The sequence below is a fragment of the Brucella sp. HL-2 genome (assembly GCF_025846885.2).
Classification (GTDB): Bacteria; Pseudomonadota; Alphaproteobacteria; order Rhizobiales; family Rhizobiaceae; genus Brucella; species Brucella quorumnocens.
The window spans coordinates 1-5,656 of record NZ_JAOYTK010000054.1 but is presented as its reverse complement, the minus strand read 5'-3'; the positions used below and the strand labels follow the sequence as shown (position 1 = coordinate 5,656).

Genomic DNA, 5,656 nt, shown 5'->3' with positions numbered 1-5,656 from the left:
CGGCTTTTTTGTTGCTGGCTACTGGTTATGTGGCTGGGAAACGTGATGGCCGGTCCAGTGTCGAAGCCAAAATCGAAAGACAGAACAATGAAGCGACTGACAAAGCCCTTGGCGCTGTGTTCGATTATGATCAGTGCGTTGATGCTGGCGGGGTGTGGACATTCAGGACCGGCAAATGTGAGCGGCGTCCGTAGCGTGCTTGGCACTGATTTGCTTGGCGCTCGTGGCGCAACTGAAGCGGATCAACGCAAGATCGACCGGACAATAGTGCGCGGCTGTGCCGGTGGCGTCTGGTCGAAAGACGAATGCGCAAAGCATGATGAGAAATAAGAGGGGCTGCGGGAAGTGAGTTCACAAATGCCAGACACCGAAAACGACCTACGCGCTCGAGTGGTCGGGCTTGAACATGCAACGCAAACGAACAATCAGCGCCTAACCACGCTCGAAGCATGGCAGCGCCAGCGTGAAATAGACAGCGCCCGGAACGATGAAAAGTGGGTAGCCATGGAAGCCCGGATCGATACGCGGTTCACAGGTCTGGAAAGCTCAAACAAAAGCATTCACTCAACCCTCTCACGCATCAACTGGATGATTATTGGCGGATTGGTTTCGGCGTTTGTGGTCTTTGTGGTTAGCGGTGGGTTGAAGCCGCTTTGAGCTTAAAAGTTCAGAACCCGAAGAGACGCGATAAAAGGCTGCGATCGTCTTTCACCAGAAAATCGAGCTTCTTGATGGCTTGGTCTTCTGTCAGTTTGCCGGTCTGATAGTCCTTCCGGATTTCTTCGGCCTGTTCTTTAAGCCACTGGAGCTTTTGCGAGTCGTCCGAACGACGCTTTTTGAACTCACTCGCGGGGATTATGCTTTGCAACATATTTATACCCTTTCAAGTAGGTCACATAAGTGACTCAGTAGTGGTTCGCATCTAACTATTAACACACTGCTGCGGTTCCCGTAAAATGCATAAGGTCGCGGACTGTCAATTGATACAAAGCCGCGAATTCTACCGTCGACTTTCGACTCGATAGGCATAATAAAGAATGACTGATAATTCTTACCAGACTGTGTTGGACTGTCGGCAGCAGCTTTGCCGAACTTCTTGAAATGATGAACAACGCGAGGCTGCTTACCCTTGGTGCAGGCTTTGTAACCCATCAGTTTCGAAGCGTCGAATTCCTGCCCAGTCGGACGTTTATTGCCAGGATTTCGGTGCTTGATAACCATCCGCGTCTTATGACTTCCAACGAATAGGACCAAGGAAACCGATATCATATCCTGTTTCGATCCGGTTATCAGACAGGCGAAGTTTTGGATTATTCCTAGGCAGGCTGTGATAGCAGCGTCCGAATTTTTCGGCAGAGCCTTAGTCTTAGTGTAATTAAGGAAATCTCCCAACCGCAACATAACGTCTGCCTGAAGTTCTTTCGGAGATTTTTCTTTGCTCGACGTATCTAAGGCAGCGACTACAGTGTGGCCGGTGAAAAGTGCACCTGAAATCAAAGCTGCATTTAGACCAGATAGCGTACCCGCATACCACGTCACACCGGGTGCCGATGAGGCCATACCTAATTTTGCGAAAGTATGAGTTGCGCCCAACCAACGAAAACGCGCGTTGTGCCATTTAGCGGCAAATTTTCTTCGAGTTTCTGCGAAACGTCCATAGTCGTCGTTAAGCCAAGCTTCAATTCGGCGATCGTCACTGCTCGACACTCTACGAGTTTCCCCACTCCATATCGCGGCCCAAGCGACTCTTTCGCTTCCCCTTTAGTGGCGACTAACTTAATTCAATTAACTCCACAAGATAAAGTTGTGGCCTTATCTATAACTTCTTAACCATACGGCGCAGGTTTGCTAGTTCCAGTCGCTTGAGCGGATCAAGTCGTTCGATGGGCTTCTTATCAGCTTCAGGCGTTGGCAGGGCATCTACTGTTGCTTTTGCCTCGAAGGCTTCGACTGCACTCTGCTTTATACGATACAACTTGCCTCCCAATCGAAAGGCATCCAACTGACCTGTTTTGATCAGGTTTCGTACATGCTTCTCAGAGCATTCCCAACGCTTGGCCAAGGTGGCCGGTGTGAACAAGGCTTCCATGCATCCTCCAACTGGTTACGGCCTGGATAAGCCGTGATTATTGTAAGCCTTTGTTTTCGAACGATCTACCCCTAGCAAATGCTAAGTTTTTGCCATGGCAAAACGAAATTATCTCGCGATTATCTGCGACATGAAACGCGACATGGCCGTGACGGTCACGTTACGTCACGTGACGAGAAACGTTTCCGAAACGCTTCAGCGTCTGAAAGGCGTCTTATTCAGACGGGTTAAGACGTTGATTGTTCTTTGATTGCAGTGGGAACGGGCAGGGCGTATGTCGCGTTTCATGTCGCGTCTACGAGCCGCGACTCATTCTAACCCATTGATAATGCTTACGAGTAGTTCGCAACACGTTGCAACATGGATTTAAGAAAGTGCAGCACCAACTAAACGATCAAGTTATTGAAAACATTGAGAATTTAGTGGTGCCCCCAGAGAGACTCGAACTCCCGACCCCCTGATTACAAATCAGGTGCTCTACCAACTGAGCTATAAGGGCACTGGCGTCGAATTAGCATATTTCCAGCGCGTGTAAAGCGAAAATTCACATTAAGTGGGTGATGGTAAGCAAGTTTTGCATATGATAGCCATCTAACTGTGGAAACTGCACGAGTGGATTGAATTTGACGTTTGAATCCCGGCTGACATTCACCCTGTTTCAGACGTCAAATTCGATAAATTCACTCGATTCATAAAGTTACTCGCGATCTTTTGATTCCGACATTTGCTCAATGCCTATATTCAAGGGATGCGAATATCGGAATGGGACCACGAGCTAGCGCATTGGAATGGATGATATGGACGATAAATCCTTGGCGCTTCACTTCCTCTCATCGGGAACAGAGGAATCACTTGCGGCTCAGAAAGAGCTCGTGAAGCGTTACGGCCATGTTGCCGCCGAAGATGCGGATACAGTCGTTGCTCTCGGCGGTGACGGCACTATGCTGCAGGCTTTGCGCGATTTTATGAACAGCGGCATACCGATTTACGGTATGAACCGTGGCTCGGTCGGGTTCCTCATGAATGAATTCAGCGTGGAAGATTTGCCTGCGCGCATTTATGCGGCGCAGAAAGAAACAATCCGTCCGCTGGAGATGATTGCCGAAACCGCAAATGCTGCGCCGTTCAAGGCGCTTGCGATCAATGAAGTCTCGCTTTTCAGGCAGTCCTACCAGGCAGCCAAGGTACGCATCACCATTGACGGCAAGGTGCGGCTCGAGGAACTGGTCTGTGATGGCGTCATGGTAGCGACGCCTGCAGGTTCCACCGCCTATAATCTGTCTGCACAGGGGCCCATTTTGCCGCTTGAGGCCCCACTCCTGGCTCTAACGCCTGTGAGCCCGTTTCGTCCAAGACGTTGGGGTGGGGCTCTTTTGCCAAAACATGTAACCGTACGAATGGATTTACTGGAAACTGAAAAGCGACCAGTCAATGCGGTTGCTGACAATAACGAAGTCAAGTCGGTAAGGTCAGTCACAGTCCGCGAAGACCCCGATAGCCAGGTTGCCATCTTATTTGATCAAAATCATTCTTGGGATGAGCGAATTCTAACAGAACAATTTAGACATTAGTTGGCTATGATTTTAGTAAAATACCGCATTAGTTTTGAGTGAAACACAATAAAATACAAATAAATAAGCATTTTATATTCTGACGCGGTATTTTAGTTGACTTTTGCACGCTACGGACGTAGGCGATGCTGCACGAAGACGCTTATTGCGTTGCAGACGCCTTTTCTGCCTTGGTTCCTGCGCCGATTGACGCGGCTGCAATGACAGGATGGGTGGAATTCATTTCCAAAAAGAGAGCTGCGCCTCCATTGACGACATTTGCCGAACTCGGTCTTTCCCCGAAAGTGCTCGCTGCTGTTGAAGCTGCGGGATACACCGCGCCTACACCAATTCAGGCTGGTGCTATTCCACCTGCACTGGAGCGTCGAGATGTCCTTGGCATCGCTCAGACAGGCACGGGTAAGACTGCGTCTTTCGTTTTGCCGATGCTCCATCTTCTTGAAAAGGGCCGGGCGCGTGCTCGTATGCCGCGCACGCTCATTCTTGAGCCAACGCGCGAACTTGCTGCACAGGTTGAAGAAAATTTCGTAAAGTATGGCGTTAATCAGCGTCTTAACGTTGCACTGCTGATCGGTGGCGTTTCGTTCGATGAGCAGGAACGCAAGCTCGAACGCGGCGCAGATGTGCTTATCGCGACGCCTGGTCGTCTTCTAGATCATTTCGAACGCGGTAAACTTCTACTGACCGGTGTTGAAATTCTCGTTATCGATGAAGCCGATCGCATGCTCGACATGGGGTTCATCCCCGATATCGAGCGTATCTGCAAGCTGATCCCGTTCACGCGTCAGACGCTGTTCTTCTCGGCGACAATGCCGCCGGAAATCACCAAGCTGACCGAACAGTTTTTGCATTCGCCGACACGTATTGAAGTCGCGAAAGCATCCTCGACCGCAAAGACAGTCACACAGCGTCTGGTAAAGTCGGGTAAAAAGGATTGGGACAAGCGCGCTGTGCTGCGCGATCTCATCCGTGCTGAAGGTGATACGCTCAAGAATGCGATCATTTTCTGCAACCGCAAGAAGGACGTATCCGAGCTTTTCCGCTCGTTGGTGCGTCATGAATTTGATGCTGGCGCATTGCACGGCGATATGGACCAGCGCGCACGCATGGCGATGCTTGCCAATTTCAAAGATGGCAAGCTGCGGCTTCTGGTTGCTTCCGATGTAGCAGCGCGCGGCCTCGATATTCCTGATGTCAGCCACGTGTTCAACTACGACATTCCGATCCATTCGGAAGACTATGTGCACCGCATCGGTCGCACAGGTCGCGCTGGACGTTCCGGTAAGGCGTTCACGCTCGTTACGCCGTCTGACACGAAATATCTGACGGCAATCGAATCCATGATTGGCGAAAAGATTGAATGGCTCGATGGCGATCTTTCAACCTTGCCAGCGTCTGACGAATCTGAAGATACGGCACGTAAGGGCAAAAATGCTCGAGGCAAAGGTAAAGATGCCAAGGGTAGGTCGAAAGATAAGCAGAAGGTCGAGACACCTGTGATTGTTCAGGCAGATGAGCCGCAGCCGGTAATCAACGAGATCAAAGAGCGTCGTGATGCGATCCGCACGTCAAATGACGAGCGTCGTAACAAGCCTCAGCACGACAACCACAAGCGTCGCCGTGATCGCGACGATGATGATGGTCCGGTGCCAGTTGGTTTCGGTAATGACATTCCAGCCTTCATGCTGATCCCGACTGGGGTTTGAATTTAGGTTGTTGCAAATTGAAAACGCCGGTCTGATTGAGTCAGGCCGGCGTTTTATATTGAATGCGGATAGTTAGAGCGCATCCCGAAAATGTGAGGCACTTATTCGGAATAATATGCGCGTAAAAACAAGGAGATAGAGCATTTCCAATGATTCAATTTGAACTGGAAACGCTCTAGGGTCCAGACTCAATTGAGCCACCATGTGACGATGGCAGCGATATAGCATGTGGCTGTAAAGTTCAGCATGAGCTTGTCATATCGTGTCGCGACCCTCCTCCAGTCCTTGAG

General features: G+C 50.2%; 7 protein-coding genes and 1 tRNA gene. 4 read left to right on the top strand and 4 right to left on the bottom strand.

What is annotated here, in order from left to right; translation table 11 throughout:
- The first annotated feature begins 87 nt into the window (after positions 1-87).
- On the top strand, positions 88-330 hold the full coding sequence (locus OIV19_RS23300; RefSeq protein WP_264234264.1) for a hypothetical protein: 243 nt from the start codon (positions 88-90) through the stop codon (positions 328-330).
- Positions 331-357: 27 nt separating this feature from the next.
- On the top strand, positions 358-657 hold the full coding sequence (locus tag OIV19_RS23295) for a hypothetical protein (protein ID WP_264234260.1): 300 nt from the start codon (positions 358-360) through the stop codon (positions 655-657).
- A 10-nt stretch (positions 658-667) separates the two neighbouring features.
- On the opposite strand, the gene OIV19_RS23290 is transcribed toward OIV19_RS23295, so the two are convergent.
- The 4 genes from OIV19_RS23290 to OIV19_RS23275 form a co-directional block, all read right to left on the bottom strand.
- Complete coding sequence (locus OIV19_RS23290) at positions 668-871, bottom strand: hypothetical protein (RefSeq protein WP_264234259.1); 204 nt, start codon at positions 869-871, stop codon at positions 668-670.
- Between the two features lie 2 nt (positions 872-873).
- A complete protein-coding gene (locus tag OIV19_RS23285; RefSeq protein ID WP_264234257.1) occupies positions 874-1,707 on the bottom strand; it encodes a hypothetical protein in 834 nt (277 codons plus the stop codon).
- Between the two features lie 109 nt (positions 1,708-1,816).
- A complete protein-coding gene (locus tag OIV19_RS23280; protein ID WP_264234256.1) occupies positions 1,817-2,089 on the bottom strand; it encodes a helix-turn-helix domain-containing protein in 273 nt (90 codons plus the stop codon).
- 423 nt (positions 2,090-2,512) lie between these two features.
- Positions 2,513-2,588 (bottom strand) — tRNA-Thr (locus OIV19_RS23275).
- Between the two features lie 298 nt (positions 2,589-2,886).
- On the opposite strand from OIV19_RS23275, the gene OIV19_RS23270 reads away from it, so the two are divergent.
- Both OIV19_RS23270 and OIV19_RS23265 read left to right on the top strand, forming a co-directional pair.
- Positions 2,887-3,660, top strand: a complete 774-nt coding sequence (locus OIV19_RS23270; RefSeq protein WP_095447888.1) for an NAD kinase — start codon at positions 2,887-2,889, stop codon at positions 3,658-3,660.
- Between the two features lie 248 nt (positions 3,661-3,908).
- Complete coding sequence (locus OIV19_RS23265) at positions 3,909-5,366, top strand: DEAD/DEAH box helicase (protein WP_095447889.1); 1,458 nt, start codon at positions 3,909-3,911, stop codon at positions 5,364-5,366.
- The last annotated feature ends 290 nt before the right edge of the window (positions 5,367-5,656 follow it).